A 286-nucleotide genomic window follows, 5' to 3' on the forward strand; every position below is an offset into this window, starting at 1 on the left:
CAGGGCAAAGGCGGTCAGGTCGCGGGACTGCGACAGATCCAGCCCGCCCCAACATTGCCGCCCCTCCAGCGCCTTGAACTCCACCTCGCCCGCGTTGGCGTCCCATTCCGCTTTGGCGAGGAAACGCACGTGCGCGTCCACACGTTGGTTCAGGATCAGGTTGCGAAAGGCTTGCTCCTTTGAGGGCCTCCGCTGCGCTTGGCCTGCCTGCCGCCTCACATCCTCCAGAGAGCGGAAGTCACCAAGGGCCGGGTTGGCCTTATGCCAAGTCTCCTCAATCCACGGG

General features: G+C 64.7%; 1 protein-coding gene. It reads right to left on the reverse strand.

The features are described 5' to 3' along the window. Positions 1–286: terminase TerL endonuclease subunit (locus tag R0J87_RS19545; RefSeq protein ID WP_498888327.1), on the reverse strand; the 286-nt coding region annotated here is incomplete at both ends.

This window comes from Halomonas sp. SIMBA_159 (assembly GCF_046536035.1).
GTDB classification, from domain to species: domain Bacteria; phylum Pseudomonadota; class Gammaproteobacteria; order Pseudomonadales; family Halomonadaceae; genus Vreelandella; species Vreelandella venusta_A.